The sequence below is a fragment of the Brevundimonas sp. FV1ye29L genome (assembly GCF_058681095.1).
Window position 1 is genome coordinate 2,855,026 of the sequence record NZ_CM178730.1, and the last position, 16,986, is coordinate 2,872,011.

The 16,986-nt window shown below is 67.1% G+C and carries 17 protein-coding genes; 9 read left to right on the forward strand and 8 right to left on the reverse strand.

Annotated elements, in window-relative coordinates:
- Positions 1-257: 257 nt before the first annotated feature.
- Positions 258-887 (forward strand): 3D domain-containing protein, encoded by a 630-nt coding sequence (locus tag ACW17W_RS14025; protein ID WP_492077517.1) that lies wholly within the window; start codon positions 258-260, stop codon positions 885-887.
- Positions 888-989: 102 nt separating this feature from the next.
- Here ACW17W_RS14025 and ACW17W_RS14030 read toward each other — a convergent pair whose 3' ends face one another.
- Positions 990-1,313 carry an Mpo1-like protein gene (locus ACW17W_RS14030; protein ID WP_492077518.1) on the reverse strand — a complete coding sequence of 108 codons (324 nt, stop codon included), beginning with the start codon at positions 1,311-1,313 and terminating at the stop codon, positions 990-992.
- A gap of 95 nt (positions 1,314-1,408) precedes the next feature.
- Here ACW17W_RS14030 and ACW17W_RS14035 point away from each other — a divergent pair, with 95 nt between their 5' ends.
- Positions 1,409-1,624, forward strand: coding sequence for a flagellar hook protein FlgE (locus ACW17W_RS14035; protein WP_492077519.1), 216 nt, complete (start codon positions 1,409-1,411; stop codon positions 1,622-1,624).
- Here the strand turns inward: ACW17W_RS14035 and ACW17W_RS14040 are convergent, their stop codons facing one another.
- Together ACW17W_RS14040 and ACW17W_RS14045 are read right to left on the reverse strand one after the other, a co-directional pair.
- On the reverse strand, positions 1,625-2,152 hold the full coding sequence (locus ACW17W_RS14040) for a hypothetical protein (protein ID WP_492077520.1): 528 nt from the start codon (positions 2,150-2,152) through the stop codon (positions 1,625-1,627).
- 82 nt (positions 2,153-2,234) lie between these two features.
- Complete coding sequence (locus ACW17W_RS14045; RefSeq protein ID WP_492077521.1) at positions 2,235-2,945, reverse strand: winged helix-turn-helix transcriptional regulator; 711 nt, start codon at positions 2,943-2,945, stop codon at positions 2,235-2,237.
- A gap of 158 nt (positions 2,946-3,103) precedes the next feature.
- On the opposite strand from ACW17W_RS14045, the gene ACW17W_RS14050 reads away from it, so the two are divergent.
- From ACW17W_RS14050 to ACW17W_RS14075, 6 genes are all read left to right on the forward strand, one after another.
- A complete protein-coding gene (locus ACW17W_RS14050) occupies positions 3,104-3,544 on the forward strand; it encodes a VOC family protein (protein ID WP_492077522.1) in 441 nt (146 codons plus the stop codon).
- A 23-nt stretch (positions 3,545-3,567) separates the two neighbouring features.
- Positions 3,568-4,026, forward strand: a complete 459-nt coding sequence (locus tag ACW17W_RS14055) for an SRPBCC domain-containing protein (protein ID WP_492077523.1) — start codon at positions 3,568-3,570, stop codon at positions 4,024-4,026.
- 206 nt (positions 4,027-4,232) lie between these two features.
- Positions 4,233-4,580, forward strand: coding sequence for a DUF1428 domain-containing protein (locus ACW17W_RS14060; protein WP_492077524.1), 348 nt, complete (start codon positions 4,233-4,235; stop codon positions 4,578-4,580).
- 92 nt (positions 4,581-4,672) lie between these two features.
- Complete coding sequence (locus tag ACW17W_RS14065; RefSeq protein WP_492080324.1) at positions 4,673-5,623, forward strand: GAF domain-containing protein; 951 nt, start codon at positions 4,673-4,675, stop codon at positions 5,621-5,623.
- 335 nt (positions 5,624-5,958) lie between these two features.
- A complete protein-coding gene (exaC, locus tag ACW17W_RS14070) occupies positions 5,959-7,476 on the forward strand; it encodes an acetaldehyde dehydrogenase ExaC (RefSeq protein ID WP_492077525.1) in 1,518 nt (505 codons plus the stop codon).
- Positions 7,477-7,640: 164 nt separating this feature from the next.
- On the forward strand, positions 7,641-8,672 hold the full coding sequence (locus ACW17W_RS14075) for a zinc-dependent alcohol dehydrogenase (RefSeq protein ID WP_492077526.1): 1,032 nt from the start codon (positions 7,641-7,643) through the stop codon (positions 8,670-8,672).
- A 61-nt stretch (positions 8,673-8,733) separates the two neighbouring features.
- Here ACW17W_RS14075 and rpoD read toward each other — a convergent pair whose 3' ends face one another.
- The 5 genes from rpoD to ACW17W_RS14100 form a co-directional block, all read right to left on the reverse strand.
- Positions 8,734-10,686 carry an RNA polymerase sigma factor RpoD gene (gene rpoD / locus ACW17W_RS14080; protein WP_492077527.1) on the reverse strand — a complete coding sequence of 651 codons (1,953 nt, stop codon included), beginning with the start codon at positions 10,684-10,686 and terminating at the stop codon, positions 8,734-8,736.
- A 437-nt stretch (positions 10,687-11,123) separates the two neighbouring features.
- Positions 11,124-11,519, reverse strand: a complete 396-nt coding sequence (locus tag ACW17W_RS14085; RefSeq protein ID WP_492077528.1) for a type II toxin-antitoxin system VapC family toxin — start codon at positions 11,517-11,519, stop codon at positions 11,124-11,126.
- Between the two features lie 5 nt (positions 11,520-11,524).
- Positions 11,525-11,770 carry an antitoxin gene (locus ACW17W_RS14090; RefSeq protein ID WP_492077529.1) on the reverse strand — a complete coding sequence of 82 codons (246 nt, stop codon included), beginning with the start codon at positions 11,768-11,770 and terminating at the stop codon, positions 11,525-11,527.
- Positions 11,771-11,817: 47 nt separating this feature from the next.
- On the reverse strand, positions 11,818-13,716 hold the full coding sequence (gene dnaG, locus ACW17W_RS14095; protein WP_492077530.1) for a DNA primase: 1,899 nt from the start codon (positions 13,714-13,716) through the stop codon (positions 11,818-11,820).
- 54 nt (positions 13,717-13,770) lie between these two features.
- On the reverse strand, positions 13,771-16,464 hold the full coding sequence (locus ACW17W_RS14100) for a M14 family metallopeptidase (RefSeq protein ID WP_492077531.1): 2,694 nt from the start codon (positions 16,462-16,464) through the stop codon (positions 13,771-13,773).
- 168 nt (positions 16,465-16,632) lie between these two features.
- Here ACW17W_RS14100 and ACW17W_RS14105 point away from each other — a divergent pair, with 168 nt between their 5' ends.
- Positions 16,633-16,962 (forward strand): PadR family transcriptional regulator, encoded by a 330-nt coding sequence (locus ACW17W_RS14105; RefSeq protein WP_492080325.1) that lies wholly within the window; start codon positions 16,633-16,635, stop codon positions 16,960-16,962.
- The last annotated feature ends 24 nt before the right edge of the window (positions 16,963-16,986 follow it).

Sequence of the window (16,986 nt, forward strand, 5' to 3'; positions counted from 1 at the left end):
GCAGTTACCCGAACGAATATCTCCGAAGACAGTCAGCATCACAGCCAGTCTAAGTGTTTGATCCACCCTTATATTGATAAACGTATCATTGACGATGCCATGGCGTAAACTCTGGCCATTCATAGCGTCGGGGTTGATCTGTGGACAAGCCGCGACAGTGCTGTCGCCAATGTGTCACGCCACATTGTCGCCATAGCTGCAAACGATGGAGAAGACGCCGGACAGCCTCCCGACCGGCGTCTCCATGAGTCCGCCTGATGCGCGTTGTCGCTGTCGCCCTCGCCGCCTTCTGCGTTTCGACGCTGGGCGCGTTCCCGCTGCCCGCCTCTGGCGAGCCGGTCGCCTACACCGCCGTTGTCGCGGCTGAGGCGTCGAATGGGGAAACTCCGGTGACGGCAGACGGTTCCGACAATGCGGCTTCAGAGGCCGCAGCGCTCAGCGACGAACAGGCCGATCTGATGAGCGGCGATCCCGACTGGCGCGCCTCGGCCCGTCTCTATCACGCCGGCGGCGGCGGAGCGACGGGCAACGACAGCCTCGGTTGTCGTCCGATTCCGATGCGCACGGTCGCGGTCGATCCCCGCGTCATCCCCCGCCGCACCCGGCTGTTCATCCGCGAGACGGTCGGCCTGCGCCTCGCCGACGGCACGACCCACGACGGCTACTGGTACGCCTCCGACACCGGCGGCGCGATCAAGGGCGCCAAGGTCGACCTCTACACCGGTCATGGCCGCAGCTCGATGACCCCGGCCATGCGTCTGAACATGCGCACCCTGACCATCGCCGACGCGGGCCGTTTCGACGGATGCCCCCCGGCCTGGACTGCCCGCCCCGCCGAGGCGCGGATGCAGATGGCCTCGGCCGACAATATCGGCGCGGGGCAGTGATTGGTGAGTAGTGAGTAGTGAGTAGCGAATGATCGTGAGCCTGCGCCGGGCCCCGATGATTTTCGGAGATCCGGGCACCAATCACTAGGCACCGATCGCCAGTCACCACTTCCGCTTGCCGCTGACCGTCTCGAAGAACAGGCGGAAGTCGCCCATCAGGCTCCACAGCGGATATTTGAACGTCGCCGGCCGGTTCTTCTCAAAAAAGAAATGCCCGACCCAGGCGAAGCCATAGCCGACCAGCGGCATGGCCAGCAGCCACCACGCATTCTGCGTGATCAGAAACGCCGCAAAGGCCAGGATCACCAGCCCCGTCCCCACCACATGGATCCGCCGGCACGTCCGGTTGGAATGCTCGTGCACATAGTAGGGATAGAAGGCGGCGAAGCTGGGGTAGCGTTCGCCGGGCGCAAGGTCGTGGGTCATTCCGGAACCGTCGCCTCCACGACCCCGCCGGTCAAGCCGGGCCGTTAACATCGTTCGATGACGCCGGATTCACCGGCCGCGCCTACACTGGCGCCATGTCGATCTCCGCCTACGCCAGCGCCATATCGGGGATCGCCTCGGCGACGTCACGTTTCGAGGCGTCGGCCTTCCGCACCGCCCGCGCGCCGCTGGATGATCTGGCCGGTGAAGTGGTCGAGCGGATGACCGCCGAAACCGGACTGACGGCCAATGTCGCCGTCCTGCGCACGGCCGACGAAATGACCGGAACCCTGCTGGACATGCTGGCCTGATCAGGTCCCGGGCTCCGGTTCCGGACCCAACAGACGCTGCACCCGCGGCCACAGGGTCAGCACGGTCGAGACGAAGCCAACCACCGTCGCCACGCCCTGGAACAGGGCCCAGACGGTCTGGAACGAGGTTCCGAACAGGACCGATGCGACGGGGAAGATCACCTCGCTGACCCGGATCTGGAAGGCGGCATAGACCGTCGAATACTCGATCGACCGGTCCGCGATGAAGGCCGCAGTCACCGAGGCAGAGACCCCGGACCACAACAGGGGCAAGAGCAGCAGCACCGCCAGCAGGGTGACAAGCATCTTCGTCGCCGGCGTCTCGCGCGAGGCCATTGTGGCCACGACACCCGCGCCTGCGGCAAGCCCGCACACCGCCAGCGACACTGGCAGGACCCGGTCGATCACGACGATCAGGTCGTCAAGCATCGTTCCGATCCCGATCGCCGCCCCCGTCAGCAGAAAGACGGTGAGCCAGAGCGCCCCATACTGACCCATCCGGGTCTTCACATGGCCCAGGCCGATCATCACCACCCCCGTTCCGGAAACAACGTTCCGTCAACATGCCGTGTCGCGCCTCGACTGTCGACCGTCCGGCTGCAAGGCGGCTTCAGCCCCGGACGTCGGCCTTCTCCGGCAGGGCGAACCAGGTCTGGAACCGCTTCGCCGCCGACCGGTCGCCGGTGACGGCCAGACTGCCTTCCGTCTCCATCTCCGTCAGCGGCCTCTTGCCATAGACGAACTGCGGCAGGGCCACAGTCGCGCCGGCGAAGACCACGTCGCAGTTCGACAGCGCCGCCGCGTCCGTCACCCGCACACTGGTCAGTTCCCCGGCCGCAATCCGGGTCCGGAACGCCTGTTCGCCGAAGACAAGGCCGACCATCATCGGCGGGCGCCCCGCCGCCGCCCAGGCGTCCGCGTCAAACATCGTCCTGAGCGACATCATCACCGACACGGCGCTGATCGGCAGGGTGGGGTCGTGCTGGGGCGAGCGCGCGGCCCAGCGCCCCAGCACTTCGAACACCGGCTGCGCCTCATACCCCCAGTCGGTCAGCTCATAGACCTGGACAGAGGCGGGCGGCGGCAGCTTCTTCCTGCGCACCACGCCCGAGGCCTCCAGCCCCTCCAGCCTCTGGGTCAGGACATTGGCCGAGATGCCGCACAGGTCGCCCTTCAGATCGCCGAACCGGCGCGGGCCAAACATCAGTTCGCGCACGACCAGCAGGGCCCAGCGCTCGCCCACCAGATCCAGACCATGGGCTGCGCCACAGGCGTCATGATAGCGCTTGCCTGATTTTCTGGTTACTTTTTCTAACTTCATAGTTGACTCATGTAAGTCACGGCGCCACCGTTCGCAATGTCAGCGGCCCACAAAGCTGCCGAACGGCCCCCATCCCTCGCTCAAGCTGCAGGGCTCGTCATTCCCCCGCAGGCGGGAACGCGAGCCGAGCGCAACGCCCGAACGAAGTCAGGAAAACGATGCCTCAGATGATCTTCATCAACCTGCCCGTTACCGATCTTCAGCGATCGGTCGCCTTCTATGAAGCCGTCGGCGGGGTGAAGAACCCGCAGTTCTCGGACGACACCGCCGCCTGCATGGTCCTGTCGGACACCATCTATGTGATGCTGCTGACCCACGCCAAATGGGCCACCTTCGGCGATGTCCCGATCCTTGACGCGCACAAGGGCGCCCAGGTCTTCCTGTGCCTGACGCGCGAGGACAGGCTCGCGGTCGACGACTTCGTCGACAAGGCGGCTGCCGCCGGCGGCAGGCCCGACCCCACCCCGAAGCAGGACCATGGCTTCATGTACGGCCGTAGCTACACCGACCCCGACGGCCACATCTGGGAGAACGTCTGGATGGACCCTTCCGCTGTCGCTGAGGGTCCGGAAGCCCCCGGCGCCGAAGCTTCGAACTGAGAAGGCGTCGCCTGATGGAGCCGATGTTCGAACTCAGCGTCACCCGCCGCATCCCGGCCGCACCGGAGGTGGTGTGGCGCGCCTTTGTCGACCATGCGACCGAGTGGTTCACACCCCGCCCCTGGACGACGTCTTCGGTGGACTATGACCTGCGGCCCGGCGGGCGCGCGGACGTCGTGATGCGATCGCCCGAGGGCGAGACCCACGCCTATCGTGGCGTCGTGCTCGAGGTAGAGACCGGTCGCAAACTGGTCACCACAGGCGCCATGACCGAAGGCTGGATGCCCCAGGCCGGAGAGATGAATTTTGTCCGCATCGACACCTTCGAGGCCGATGGCGACGGCACCCTCTACACCGCCCGCGCCCGTCACTGGGACGAGACGGCCATGCGGACGCACCGCGACATGGGCTTTGAGTCCGGATGGGGCGCAGCGGCCGATCAACTGGCCGAAACCGCCGGACGTCTGGCGAAGGCGGATTGAGCGATGAAAAGTGATTGGTGAATAGTGATTGGTGAGTAGTGAGCATTGATGAATGACCGATAGGACGCCACTGTTTGCCTCGTTAATGTCGGCCCTAACCGAAAAACCCGCCAGAACACTCATATTCAATAATCACTACTAACTACTCACTACTCACTACTCACTAATCACTAATCACTAATCACCACAACCACTGGAGAACGCCCATGACCTACGTTTCCGGCTTCCTCACCCCCGTGAAATCCGCCGACAGGGACCGCTATATCGCGTCCGCCGAAAAGAGCTGGCCCGTGTTCCAGAAGTACGGCGCCCTTGAACAGGTCGAGACCTGGGGCGTCGACGTTCCGCCCGGCAAGGTGACCGGCTTCGACCTGGCCGTGAAGCTGGAAGAGGGCGAAGTCGTCGTCTTCTCCTGGATCAAATGGCCCGACAAGGCGACGGCCGAGGCCTGTTTCGCCACCATGGAGACCGACCAGGCCTGGCAGGAGATGGACATGCCCTTCGACGGCAAACGCATGATGTGGGGCGGCTTCGAGGTGGTGTTCGCCAGCTGAGGCCCGACGCCCGACTTTACACCGTCGCCAATCGGGGTCTTCACTGGTCGCAAGACAGAACCCCGGAGCGAAGCGTGGGCGACAGGGCGGATATGGACCACAGCGACCGGGTGCGCCGCATGCTGGATGACGGCGGCGACGCGGCCCGTTCAGCCGTGGCCGCGTCCTGGCGCCGCTCCCTGACCCTGCATGGTCTGGACCCCGAGGATCGGGGCGAGATCGCCACCCTGACCGACGAACAGCTGCGTCAGGCCCGTCAGGCGATGGAGCCCATGACCCGCGCGGCCCAGCCGGTGCTGGACCGGCTGTTCCTCGCTGTCGGCGATACGGGTTGCTGCGTCCTGCTGTGCAACGCCGAGGGGGTGGCGGTCGAACGGCGCGGCGCCCCGGCCGATGACGAGACCTTTCGCCGCTGGGGCCTGTGGCCGGGCGCCGACTGGTCCGAGGCCGCCGAGGGCACCAACGGCATCGGCACCGCCCTGGCCGAGCACCGCCCCGTCACCATCGACCGGGACCAGCATTTCCACGTCCGCAACACGGCCATGGCCTGCACCAGCCACCCGATCCACGATCCGCACGGCCGGCTGGCGGGCCTGCTGGACGTCTCGTCCTGCCGGGCCGATGCGACCGGCGGAGTGCTGCGCCTGATCGCCGCCGCCGTGGCCGATGCCGCCCGCGCCATCGAGGCCCAGACCTTTCGCCAGCATTTTTCCGAGGCCCGCATCGTCCTGGCGGGCGAGGCGGCCGAGCGGAATACGGCCGCCCTTCTGGCTGTGGACCGGCATGATCTGGTCGTCGGCGCGACCCGGGCGGCGCGGCTCGCCCTGTCGATCACCGACGAACGGATCGCCGGCCAGTTGGCGGCGTCCGAGGTTCTGGCCCCCGGGGCGGTCGAGACCGACCTTATGGAAGCCGAACGCGGCGCCGTCCGCCGGGCCCTCGCGTTAAGCGGCGGCAATGTCTCTGCGGCCGCCCGGGCCCTGGGCGTCAGCCGCGCCACCCTGCATCGCAAGCTGAACCGGCTGGGGCTGTTGGGCCACTGACCTGAGTTGTCCTCCCTGTTCGCGCAGCGAATGGGGAGGTGGCGCGGCGCGCCTTTAGCGCCGTGACGGAGGGGGCGACCCTGCCGTCAGCAGCGAGGGTTGTCGGTGCTCGCTCGGCCAGACCCGGTCGCCCCCTCCGTCAGCTCGCGAAGAGGCTCGCTGCCACCTCCCCATCGGCTTCGCCGACAGGGGAGGACAGACAGGTGTCGCAACCTTGCGACAGGTGTGCGCCGCACCATGCGCCGCTCCACTGGCGCGCCCTGCCCGCCGATACGACCTTCTCCGTCAACGACGACGCCCGACCGGGGCGCGCCAGGAAACAAACGGAGACACTGATGACCAAGCCCGAGTTCATCCGCAGCGTAACGCCGAAGTTCAAGGCCCGGTACGACAACTTCATCGGCGGCGAATGGATCGCCCCCGTCGGCGGTCGCTATTTCGAGAACACCTCCCCGGTGAACGGTCGGGTGCTGTGCGAGGTCGCCCGGTCCGACGCCGCCGATGTGGAGCTGGCGCTGGACGCCGCCCATGCCGCGAAGGCCGCCTGGGGCCGCACCAGCGTCACCGAACGCGCCATCATGCTCAATCGCATCGCCGACCGCATGGAGCAGAACCTGCAGGCCATCGCCGAGGCCGAGACCTGGGAGAACGGCAAGCCGGTCCGCGAGACCCTGGCCGCCGACATCCCTCTGGCCATCGACCATTTCCGCTATTTCGCCGGCTGTATCCGCGCCCAGGAAGGCGGGATTTCACAGCTCGACAACGACACGGTCGCCTATCATTTCCATGAGCCCCTGGGCGTGGTCGGCCAGATCATCCCGTGGAACTTCCCGATCCTGATGGCCGCCTGGAAGATCGCTCCGGCCCTGGCCGCCGGCAACTGCATCGTGATGAAACCGGCCGAACAGACCCCGGCCTCGATCCTTCTGGTCATGGAACTGATCCAGGACCTGATTCCTGCCGGCGTGCTTAACATCGTCTCGGGCACGGGCCTCGAGGTCGGCGAGCCCCTGGCCACCAACCCCCGCATCGCCAAGATCGCCTTCACCGGCTCGACCGCCGTCGGCCAGAAGATCATGGAATACGCCACGCAGAACATCATCCCGGTCACGCTGGAGCTGGGCGGCAAGTCGCCCAATATCTTCTTCAAGGATGTGATGGATCACGACGACGCCTTCCTCGACAAGGCGCTGGAGGGCTTCGCCATGTTCGCCCTCAACCAGGGCGAGGTCTGCACCTGCCCCAGCCGGGCCCTGATCCACGAGGACATCTATGACGCCTTCATCGCGAAGGCGATCGCCCGGGTCGAGGCCATCGTCGCCGGCGACCCGCTGGACCCGGCCACCATGGTCGGCGCCCAGGCCTCCAACGTCCAGCTGAAGAAGATCCTCTCCTACCTCGACATCGGCCGCGCCGAAGGCGCCGAGGTCCTGACCGGCGGCGACCAGCCGGCGCTCGAGGGCGATCTGGCCGGCGGCTATTACGTCAGGCCGACCATCTTCAAGGGCACGAACGACATGCGGGTCTTCCAGGAGGAGATCTTCGGCCCGGTCCTGTCGGTGACCACCTTCAAGACCTTCGAGGAGGCCATCGAGATCGCCAACGACACCGAATACGGCCTCGGCGCCGGCGTCTGGACACGCGACATGAACACCGCCTATCGCGCCGGGCGTGGCATCGAGGCCGGCCGCGTCTGGACCAACTGTTACCACGCCTATCCGGCCCACGCGGCCTTTGGCGGCTACAAGAAGTCCGGCATCGGCCGCGAAAACCACCGGATGATGCTGGACCACTACCAGCAGACGAAGAACCTGCTGGTCAGCTACAGCCCCGACAAACTGGGCTTCTTCTGATCTGCATCAACGACGGGCGGCCTTGCGCCGCCCAGTCTGACCCCACTCTCGACCCTCCCCGAGAGCTGACTGGAGAGGCGGGCCGCCATCGGCCGCCTCTCCCTCTTCTTCCCCCCGTCCCACCCCTGCACGACGCCTCACCGCGTCGATCAAAGGAGCCGTCAATGGCCAGGACCATGAAAGCCGCCGTCGTCCGTGAGTTCGGCAGGCCGCTGGTGATCGAGGACGCCCCCATCCCCACGCCCGGCCCCGGCCAGATCCAGGTCCGGATCGAGGCCACCGGCGTCTGCCACACCGATCTGCACGCCGCCGAGGGCGACTGGCCGGTCAAGCCCAACCCGCCCTTCATCCCCGGCCATGAAGGCGTCGGCTATGTCTCCGGCGTCGGCGCCGGCGTCACCCATGTGAAGGAAGGCGACCGCGTCGGGGTGCCGTGGCTCTATTCCACCTGCGGCCATTGCAAACACTGTCTCGGCGGCTGGGAGACCCTGTGCCACGAGCAGCAGAACACCGGCTATTCCGTCAACGGCAGCTTCGCGGAATATGTCGTGGCCGACCCGAACTTCGTCGGCCACCTGCCCGCCAACATCAGCTTCAACGAGATCGCGCCGGTGCTCTGCGCCGGGGTCACGGTCTACAAGGGGCTGAAGATGACCGACACCAAACCGGGCGACTGGGTGGTGATCTCGGGCATCGGCGGCCTGGGCCATCTGGCGGTCCAGTACGCCCTCGCCATGGGGCTGAATGTGGCCGCCGTCGACATCGACGACGCCAAGCTCGACTTCGCCCGGCGACTGGGTGCGACTGTCACGGTCAACGCCAGGACCAGTCCCGACCCCGCCGCCGAGATCAAGCTTCAGACCGACGGCGGCGCCCAGGGCGTCCTGGTCACGGCCGTGTCGCCCCGCGCCTTTGAACAGGCGCTCGGCATGACCTGCCGGGGCGCGACTGTGGCCCTGAACGGCCTTCCGGCCGGGGATTTCCCGCTATCGATCTTCGACATGGTGCTGAACGGCACCACCGTGCGCGGCTCGATCGTCGGCACCCGGCTGGACCTTCAGGAAGCGCTGGACTTCGCCGCTGACGGCAAGGTGCGGTCCACCGTGGCAGTGGAGCCCATCGAGAACATCAACGACATCTTCAGCCGGATGCACAAGGGCCAGATCGAGGGCCGGATCGTCATGAACATCACCTGACTGGTAACCGGACGCCGGGCAAGCAAGAGGGGCGGCTCCATCGGAGCCGCCCCTTTTCGTCTCAGCTGTCCAGGAAGCTGCGCAGCTTCCGCGACCGGGACGGATGCTTCAGCTTGCGCAGAGCCTTGGCCTCGATCTGGCGGATCCGTTCGCGGGTCACCGAGAACTGCTGGCCGACCTCTTCCAGGGTGTGATCCGTGTTCATGCCGATGCCGAAGCGCATGCGCAGGACCCGCTCCTCCCGCGGCGTCAGCGAGGCCAGCACGCGGGTGGTGGTCTCGCGCAGGTTGGACTGGATGGCCGCGTCGATCGGCAGGATGGCGTTCTTGTCCTCGATGAAGTCGCCCAGGTGGCTGTCTTCCTCGTCGCCGATCGGGGTCTCGAGGCTGATCGGCTCCTTGGCGATCTTCAGGACCTTGCGCACCTTCTCCAGCGGCATGGCCAGCTTTTCGGCCAGTTCCTCCGGGGTCGGCTCGCGGCCGATCTCGTGCAGCATCTGGCGGCTGGTGCGGACGATCTTGTTGATCGTCTCGATCATATGCACCGGGATGCGGATGGTCCGCGCCTGGTCGGCGATCGAGCGGGTGATCGCCTGACGAATCCACCAGGTGGCATAGGTCGAGAATTTGTAGCCGCGGCGGTACTCGAACTTGTCGACCGCCTTCATCAGGCCGATGTTGCCCTCCTGGATCAGGTCCAGGAACTGCAGGCCGCGGTTCGTGTATTTCTTGGCGATGGAGATGACCAGGCGCAGGTTGGCCTCGACCATTTCCTTCTTGGCCTGACGGGCCTCGCGCTCGCCCTTCTGGACGGTCTGGACGATGCGGCGATAGTCGTCGATCGGCAGGCCGGCCTCGGTCGCCACGGCGGCGACGTCGGAGCGGATGCGGGCGATCTGGGTCGCTTCATTGTCGCTGAACTTGGTCCAGCGGACGCCCATTTCCTTGACGGTGTCGGACCAGTTGGGGTCCAGCTCCTTGCCGAAATAGGCCTTCAGGAACTCGGGTCGCGAGATGCCGTAGCTGTCGGCCAGGCGCAGCAGCCGGCCTTCCAGACCGATCAGCCGCTTGTTGATCGCATACAGTTGCTCGACCAGGGCCTCGATACGGTTGTTGTTCAGCTTGACAGTCTTCAGCCGGTCCGAAATGCCGGCTGACAGGGTCTCATAGGCCTTGCGGTCCTTGGCGGCGAGATCCTCGCCCTTCAGCCGGGTCTCGACCAGTTTTTCCTGCAGCTTGCGGAAGGCGTCGAAGTCGCCGGCGATGGCGTCCAGGGTCTCCATCACGCCGTCGCGCAGTTCGGCTTCCAGCGCCGAGATCGACATGCCGCCGCCGTCGTCGAAATCCTCGTCCTCCTCGTCGTCGGTCTCGGCCTTGGGCTCGGCGCCTTCTTCCGGCTCCGGCGGGGGAGGAACAGGCTGGCCGGGGATCGGGGCCTGCGGCTGGTTGTGCGGCAGGGACGACGGATTGATCACGCCATAGGTGGCGTCCAGGTCGATGACCTCGCGCAGCAGGATGCGGTTGTTGGCCAGTTCGTCGCGCCACACCATGATGGCCTCGAACGTCAGGGCGCTTTCGCACAGGCCCGAGATCATGGCGTCGCGCCCGGCCTCGATCCGCTTGGCGATAGCGATCTCGCCCTCGCGGCTCAGCAGTTCGACCGAGCCCATTTCGCGCAGATACATGCGCACCGGGTCGTCGGTGCGATCATAGGTCGGCTTGGCGTTCTCATCCGATATCTGGGTCTCGGCGCGCTCGGCGACCTCGCCGCCGGTGGTCTCGGCGGCGTCCTCCTCGGCCTCGACGACGTTGACGCCCATCTCGGACAGCATCGCCAGGGTGTCCTCGATGGCGTCGGGCGTGACTTCCTCGGACGGCAGGACCTTGTTCAGCTCCTCCATCGTGACATAGCCGCGCGCCTTGGCCTGTTTGATGAAGCGTTTGACGCCCGCATCGGTCAGGTCGAGCAAGGGCCCGTCGGTGGTGGCTTCAGGCGGTTCCTGCGTATCGCTCATGAAAGGTCTCGTCTCCGCTGCGGACGGGGCCGCCGGCCCCTTGGCAAAAATGCAACATCTGTTCCAAAACAGAACGCACGGGACGAAAGTTCGTTACGAACCGCCCCCGCCGCCTGCTGAAACTCTCCAGATCGTCCCGGTCCTGATCGCGCGTCGCAAGACCTCACGCTCTGCCTTCAGTCGTGTGAAGGCAGAGGCGTCGAACGCCTGATCGGCGCCGACTTCGCTGAGGCCGGTATCTGCTCCGGACCCGCAATACGGATCAGGGCGTCAGACGCCTGCGACCACGGACCCGAGCTTCGGCGAGGGGCGCATTTGCGGCCAGGAAAGGCGCGCCGGACTTCGCCGCCGCCTTCTCGACCTCGCGCACTAAAGCATCGTGACCAGAACCGGCCAGATGGCGACGCAGGGCCGCCCTGTCAAGAGAGCAGCGGCTTTCAGTCCGTACGAAGCCAGTTCTCGACGCGCAGACCCGGCACACGCGCGAACTCACGTTCGTTGTCGGTGACCAGCACGCAGTCCAGCGTCAGGGCATGGGCGGCGATGAGGAGGTCGTTGCCGCCGATCACAGCGCCCGTTCGCTCCATGCGCGTCCGGATATCGGCATAGATCCGATCGGCGGGTACATCCCATGGCTGAACGAGCAGCCCATTCAGGACGGTCTCCAGTTGCGCGGCCAGCCGGGCTGAACCCGCTTTGGCGATGCCGAAGCGCAATTCAGCCAGTACGACCAGACTGATGCAAACGTCTTCCGATTCGATCAACGCCAGACGCTGGGCCACCATGCCCGCCGGATCGTACATCAGATCCGACACAGCATTGGTGTCCAGCATGTAGATCAAAGACGAACCGGCCTGGGCGGTAAATCGATCAATGGCTCAAGACGCTCCTCGACCGGCGCCAGCGTCGCCAGCACGTCAAGGAGCCGGCGAACCGAACCCGACTTCGACGCGGGCTCAATGATCAGCCGGCCCCCCTCGCGTCGCATGACCGCCTCATCGCCCGGCAGTTCGAGTTCTGCGGGGATGTCCACGGCCTGGTTCTGGCCGTGCCGGAACAGTTTGACGGGGTGCGATCCATCCATTGGTGCAAACTATCACAGTTCAGGCTCACGAGCCATGATAGGCGCCGTCAGGACACGGGGCCGGCCCATATGGCGCCGGACTTGATCGAGCGCCTGAGTGCATCTCTCTGGGCGATCAGCTGGACCAGCGACAGGGAACCGGTGCCCGCCCCCAGACCGCCTTTCGCCATCTCGACCGCCTCTTCCAGAGCCGAGAGATGGACCAGGGCGGCCAGGGCTCTTTGCCACTGCAACCGGGAATCCGCCAGGCCGATCTGCCCCGTCAGAAACGGCGCTCCGGACTTGGCCGCCGCCCGCTCCACCTCGTGCACCAGCGGATCGAGCCCGGCCAGCGACAGCAGGCGACGCATCGCCGGCCCGTCGATCTGGCCGCCGTCCGCCAGCACGGAGAGATACAGCCGCACCAGTTCGTTCGCCAGCCCGTCCAGGGCCCGATCCCCGAACCCGTGCGAGGAAATCGCTTCCAGATGATCGTCCATCCGTTCGGGATCATCGATGGCGCCGTGGGCCAGGGCGGCGGCGACCGGCTCGATGGCGCGGGTCAGGGCCTGCATGGCCTGGGCCCCCTCGACGGTCTGGCCCAGCTTGGGCAGCGGACCCCATCCTCCGCCCCGGGCCCGCCACCGCCCCCCTGGACCGGTCGCCGGCTGAGGCTGTTGCGGGCTGCGGGAGGGGAACAGGGCGTCGAACCGCTCGAACAGGTCCCGCCTGTACTGCTCGGCCAGGTCCTTGTCCTGAACGGCGGCGGCGGCCTGACGCAGCCGGCCCTTCAGTCCAGCCTTGCGTTCCGGCGTATCCAGCGGCTCGACCTCGACCTCGCGCCGGAACAGCATTTCGGCGAAGGGCCGGGTCTCGCTCAGGGCCTGACGCAGGGCGGGCGCCCCCTTGTCGCGCAGGATGTCGTCGGGGTCCTGCCCGCCCTCCAGCAGGGCGAAACGGAACGACTTGCCCGGTTTCAGCAACGGCAGGGCGCGTTCGATGGCGCGCCAGGCCGCCCTCTGCCCCGCCCCGTCGCCGTCGAAACACAGGACCGGTTCCGATGACACCCGCCACAGCAGGGCCATCTGTTCCTCGGTCAGGGCGGTGCCCATCGGAGCCACAGCCGGGATGCCGGCGCGCTGGCAGGCGATGACGTCCATATAGCCCTCGACCACCACAATGGCGGCGCGGTCACGGCTCTCGGCGCCCAGGATCCGCCTCGCCTCCGGCAGGCCGTAGAGGGTGGCGCCCTTGTGAAACAGCGGACTCTCCGGCCCGTTCAGATATTTGGCCCGGTCGTCGGGGTTCATGGCCCGGCCGCCGAACGAGACGATCCGGCCCCGCGCGTCGAGGATGGGGAACATCAGCCGGTCGCGGAACCGGTCATAGGGCTGACCCCCGCCCTCCGGACTGATCAGCATCCCGGCCTCGACCAGTTCGCCCGGCTTGGCCCCGCGCTGCACCAGCGCCTGTTTCAGCCCCTCGCGGTCGTTTGGCGCATAGCCCAGGCCGAACTTGTCCCACTGGTCCTCGGGCAGGCCGCGGCGTTCGAGGTATTCCCGCGCCGCCTTGCCGACCGAGCGGCGCAGATTGGCGGCGAACCATTTCTGGGCCAGGTCCATCCAGTCGGCCAGGCCCTGACGCTTCTGCTCGCGCTCGGCCGCCTGGGGGTCCTCGGCCGGCAGGGTCATGCCCGCCTCGGCCGCCAGCCGGGTCACCGCCTCGACAAAACTCAGTCGCTCCGTCTCCTGCAGGAAGGAGATGATGTCGCCATGTTTGCCAGACGAAAAGTCGTGGAAGAAGCCCTTGTCGTCATTGACGAAGAAGGACGGCGACTTCTCTTTCGAGAAGGGCGACAGGCCTGCAAACTCGCGTCCCTGACGCTTGAGCTTCACCGTCCGCCCGATCACGTCGGACGGCCGAAGGCGGGCCTTCAATTCTTCAATGAACCGTTCGTCAAAGCGCACCCCCGACCCTTACGGCGTCAGAGGCGGTTTCGCCACCGTCGGCTTGGAGCGGCCTCAGCGACCGGCGTGCGCCGCCCCCCGGAAGACGGCGTTGGCGAAGATCGTCTCCAGCCCCTCCATATAGCCGCGGAACGTCGGGTCCTGGGCGAAGGCGATGACCCAGCCGGAGCCCTGGGGCGCCGCCATGATGGCCGGCTTGAAGGCCAGCTGGCGCCGGTTCTGGTCCCACAGCTGGCCGGACGCCAGCAGCCGGTCGGCGGCCGGGAAGCGGGCGACATTGGTTCCCTGATCGCGGGTCAGGGGCGAATAGATGTCCCCGCCGCGCACCAGCACGTTCAGGGTCGGCGCCACCCCGGCTGACAGCCAGTGTTCGGGATCGACCTCGACCCGGGCCAGAACCCCCGCCACGGAGTCCGGCCCCCGTTCGCCGGCATGGATCAGCTTGTCATAGGCCGCCTCGGTCTCGATCACCTGGCCGTCGATCCGGGCCTTGTCCGAGGCGGACCCGGCTTCGGCGCCCGACGCCGTCTCGCGGCGTGAGGCCAGCAGGCCGCTGGCGGGATCGGTCAGCAGGCGCGTCGCCGAACCGAGACCGATCAGCACCCCGCCGCGCTCGGTCCATTCCTTCAGGTGGGTCACCCCGCCCGCGCCCAGCACGCCGCGATAGTTTCCCCCATTGGGCAGGACGATGACGTCAAAGCCCGACAGGTCGGCCTGACCCAGGTTCGACGTGCGAACCACGGTGACCGGATAGCCCAGCGACCGCTCCAGCACATAGCGGGCGGCGCCGACAGCCGTCGGCTCGGTCGGATCGTCCCAGGCCAGGGCCACGCGCGGCGCCGTCAGGGCCACGGCCTCGGCGGAGCCGAAGCTGGGGCCTTCCGACACCCAGCTGTCGGCGATGCCCACCACCTCGGCGCCCGTGTCCGCCGCCAGCCGTTGCAGGATCAGGGTCAGGTCCGGTCCGTTGCCGGTGCGGGCCACGACCAGGGTTCCCGACGGCCAGCGACGGCCATTGTGGGTGAAGCCGCGATCCATCGACCGCATCGCCACCCCCTGACGCAGGGCTGCCGCCATCAGCGCCGTTCCCGCCCGGCCCGGGGCGACCAGATAGCCATAGGCGGCGTCGGCGTTGGCGACCGGGGTCGCGGTCTTCATATCGGCTGTCGCCGCCGTCACCGACACGGTCGGCGCCGAGGCGCATCGCTCGGCCGGGGTGTTCAGCAACAGCGGCAGGGACCAGGCCGTCACATCATAGATTTCGTCCGGCAGGCCCCGCGCGCGGCGTCGCTCCTGTTCGGCGAGGAAGTCGGCGGGCACGGCCACGTCCTTCGCCAGCAGCACCTCGGCCATCCGCCGCTGCGGCTGGCTCAGGTTCACCACATAGGAGCCGGCCGGATACGACCGGCCGCAGGCGGAAAAGCCCGCCTCTGCGCGCCCCACCTCGATGCCCGAGGCGACCAGCAGACCGGCCAGACGGTCGGCCGCGCCGGGGTCCCAGTCGCTGCGGCCCAGCAGATAGGCGCCGCGTCCCCAGACGCCGTCCGCGTGATACTCATAGAAGGCGTTCAGCAGGCGGTCGTGATGGACCGAGGCGCTCTCGATCGTCGCCAGAGAGGCGATGGTGTGGTTCCGCACCGTGTCGCGATAGGTCAGGATCTCGCCCGACAACCGCCGGGCGGCCAGCCCGCGCGCCGACCCCTGCTCATAGGTCATGGACACTGCGCCCAGATACCCCGGCCAGCCGTCGCCATAGCCCGGATAGAAGGCGTCGAAGACCTGACGGTTGAAATAGGGCTGGCCGGCCTGATCGAAGCGGCGGGCGGTGTTGCGGCCGAAGATTTCGCGGCTCTCCAGCGTCGAGGGCGCGATCCACGGGTTCAGCGGCTGGGCCTCGGGCGGGAAGAAGAAGCTGTCGTCCGTGCCCATTTCGTGGGCGTCGATCACAACCTGGGGCCTCCAGTCGCGGATCAGGGCGGTCTGGCCGCGCGTCTCCGGCTGGGTCTGGATGAACCAGTCGCGATTCAGGTCGAACAGGTCGTGATTGTAGCGTCCGCCGGGCCAGGGCTGGTCCCGCTCGGCCGACAGGGGATCGGGATTGGGAGCCGTGCCGAGACCGGCGTTGAAGCTGTTCAGGAAGCGGTTGCGGCCGTCCGGGTTCTGCGACGGGGTCAGCACCACCACCGTATTGGCCATCCAGGCCTGAACCGCCGGATCGCGCGAGGCCAGCAGATGCCAGGCGGTGGCCAGTGAGGCGTCGGCCGGGCTGATCTCGTCGCCGTGCACCGAATACATCAGCCAGACGATGACCGGCTGGTCGGCGATGAGGGCGGCGGCCTGGGCCCGGCTGGTCCGGCGCGGATCGGCCAGGGCCCGGGCATTGGCCCGCACCTGATCCAGTCGGGCGATATTGGCGGGCGATCCGATGGCGGCCCAGAAGACCGGACGGCCTTCATGGCTGACCGACAGCGGTCCGATCGCCACCCGGTCCGGCGCATGGGCCTTCAGCGCGTCGAGATAGCGGCGCAGGTCGGCCGGGGCGGTGATGCGTTCGCCGATGTCATGGCCGAGCACCGAGGCCACGGTCGGTACGGACGGATCATAGGTCGCGCCGGCGATCAGGGGGGCGTCGGCGGAAGCGGTCTGTCCGACGGCCGCCGCTGGCGCCTGCCGGGTCCAGCCCGGCGCGGCAGCCGCTGTCGTCGCCATACACAGAAGGGCGCCAAACGCCCGGCCGAACTTCCGCATCCCACCCTCCGACATCGTCTTCGGGATCGGGTTTAGCGGCTTGGCGGGAAAAGGAAACGGCGGCGCCGCGCCACGGTGTTCGCCCCGACGTTCCGGCGACCGCTTGACGCATCACACAGTATGCGACATACACTGTACGACACACACTATGTGGCGAGCAGGGTGACCATGCCGAACGAGGGCGAACTTTTCGAATCCATGCGGCTGGAGCTGCGGCGCGGATCGCTGGTCCTGGCCGTGCTCGCCCGGCTGCGCGAGGAGCGGTACGGCTACACCCTGCGTCAGGCCCTGGCCGGCGACGGTCTCGAGATGGAGGAAAGCACCCTCTATCCCCTCCTGCGCCGGCTGGAGAGCCAGGGCCTGCTGACCAGCGAATGGCGCGAGGAGGAGAAACGCAGGAAGCGCTTCTATCGCCTGTCGCCCCTCGGCGAGCGCGTGCTGGCCGCACTGGCCGACGAATGGCGCGGCATCAACGCCTCGCTCGACAAGATTCTCTGACATCCGATTTTTGAGGAGGGACCG

Bases quoted from the DNA above. Each gene is read 5' to 3' on its own strand.
- ACW17W_RS14025 (WP_492077517.1), top strand. From the start codon at position 258: ATGCGCGTTGTCGCTGTCGCCCTCGCCGCCTTCTGCGTTTCGACGCTG.
- ACW17W_RS14030 (WP_492077518.1), bottom strand. From the start codon at position 1,313: ATGACCCACGACCTTGCGCCCGGCGAACGCTACCCCAGCTTCGCCGCC.
- ACW17W_RS14035 (WP_492077519.1), top strand. From the start codon at position 1,409: ATGTCGATCTCCGCCTACGCCAGCGCCATATCGGGGATCGCCTCGGCG.
- ACW17W_RS14040 (WP_492077520.1), bottom strand. From the start codon at position 2,152: ATGATCGGCCTGGGCCATGTGAAGACCCGGATGGGTCAGTATGGGGCG.
- ACW17W_RS14045 (WP_492077521.1), bottom strand. From the start codon at position 2,945: ATGAAGTTAGAAAAAGTAACCAGAAAATCAGGCAAGCGCTATCATGAC.
- ACW17W_RS14050 (WP_492077522.1), top strand. From the start codon at position 3,104: ATGCCTCAGATGATCTTCATCAACCTGCCCGTTACCGATCTTCAGCGA.
- ACW17W_RS14055 (WP_492077523.1), top strand. From the start codon at position 3,568: ATGTTCGAACTCAGCGTCACCCGCCGCATCCCGGCCGCACCGGAGGTG.
- ACW17W_RS14060 (WP_492077524.1), top strand. From the start codon at position 4,233: ATGACCTACGTTTCCGGCTTCCTCACCCCCGTGAAATCCGCCGACAGG.
- ACW17W_RS14065 (WP_492080324.1), top strand. From the start codon at position 4,673: ATGGACCACAGCGACCGGGTGCGCCGCATGCTGGATGACGGCGGCGAC.
- exaC (WP_492077525.1), top strand. From the start codon at position 5,959: ATGACCAAGCCCGAGTTCATCCGCAGCGTAACGCCGAAGTTCAAGGCC.
- ACW17W_RS14075 (WP_492077526.1), top strand. From the start codon at position 7,641: ATGGCCAGGACCATGAAAGCCGCCGTCGTCCGTGAGTTCGGCAGGCCG.
- rpoD (WP_492077527.1), bottom strand. From the start codon at position 10,686: ATGAGCGATACGCAGGAACCGCCTGAAGCCACCACCGACGGGCCCTTG.
- ACW17W_RS14085 (WP_492077528.1), bottom strand. From the start codon at position 11,519: ATGCTGGACACCAATGCTGTGTCGGATCTGATGTACGATCCGGCGGGC.
- ACW17W_RS14090 (WP_492077529.1), bottom strand. From the start codon at position 11,770: ATGGATGGATCGCACCCCGTCAAACTGTTCCGGCACGGCCAGAACCAG.
- ACW17W_RS14100 (WP_492077531.1), bottom strand. From the start codon at position 16,464: ATGCGGAAGTTCGGCCGGGCGTTTGGCGCCCTTCTGTGTATGGCGACG.
- ACW17W_RS14105 (WP_492080325.1), top strand. From the start codon at position 16,633: ATGCCGAACGAGGGCGAACTTTTCGAATCCATGCGGCTGGAGCTGCGG.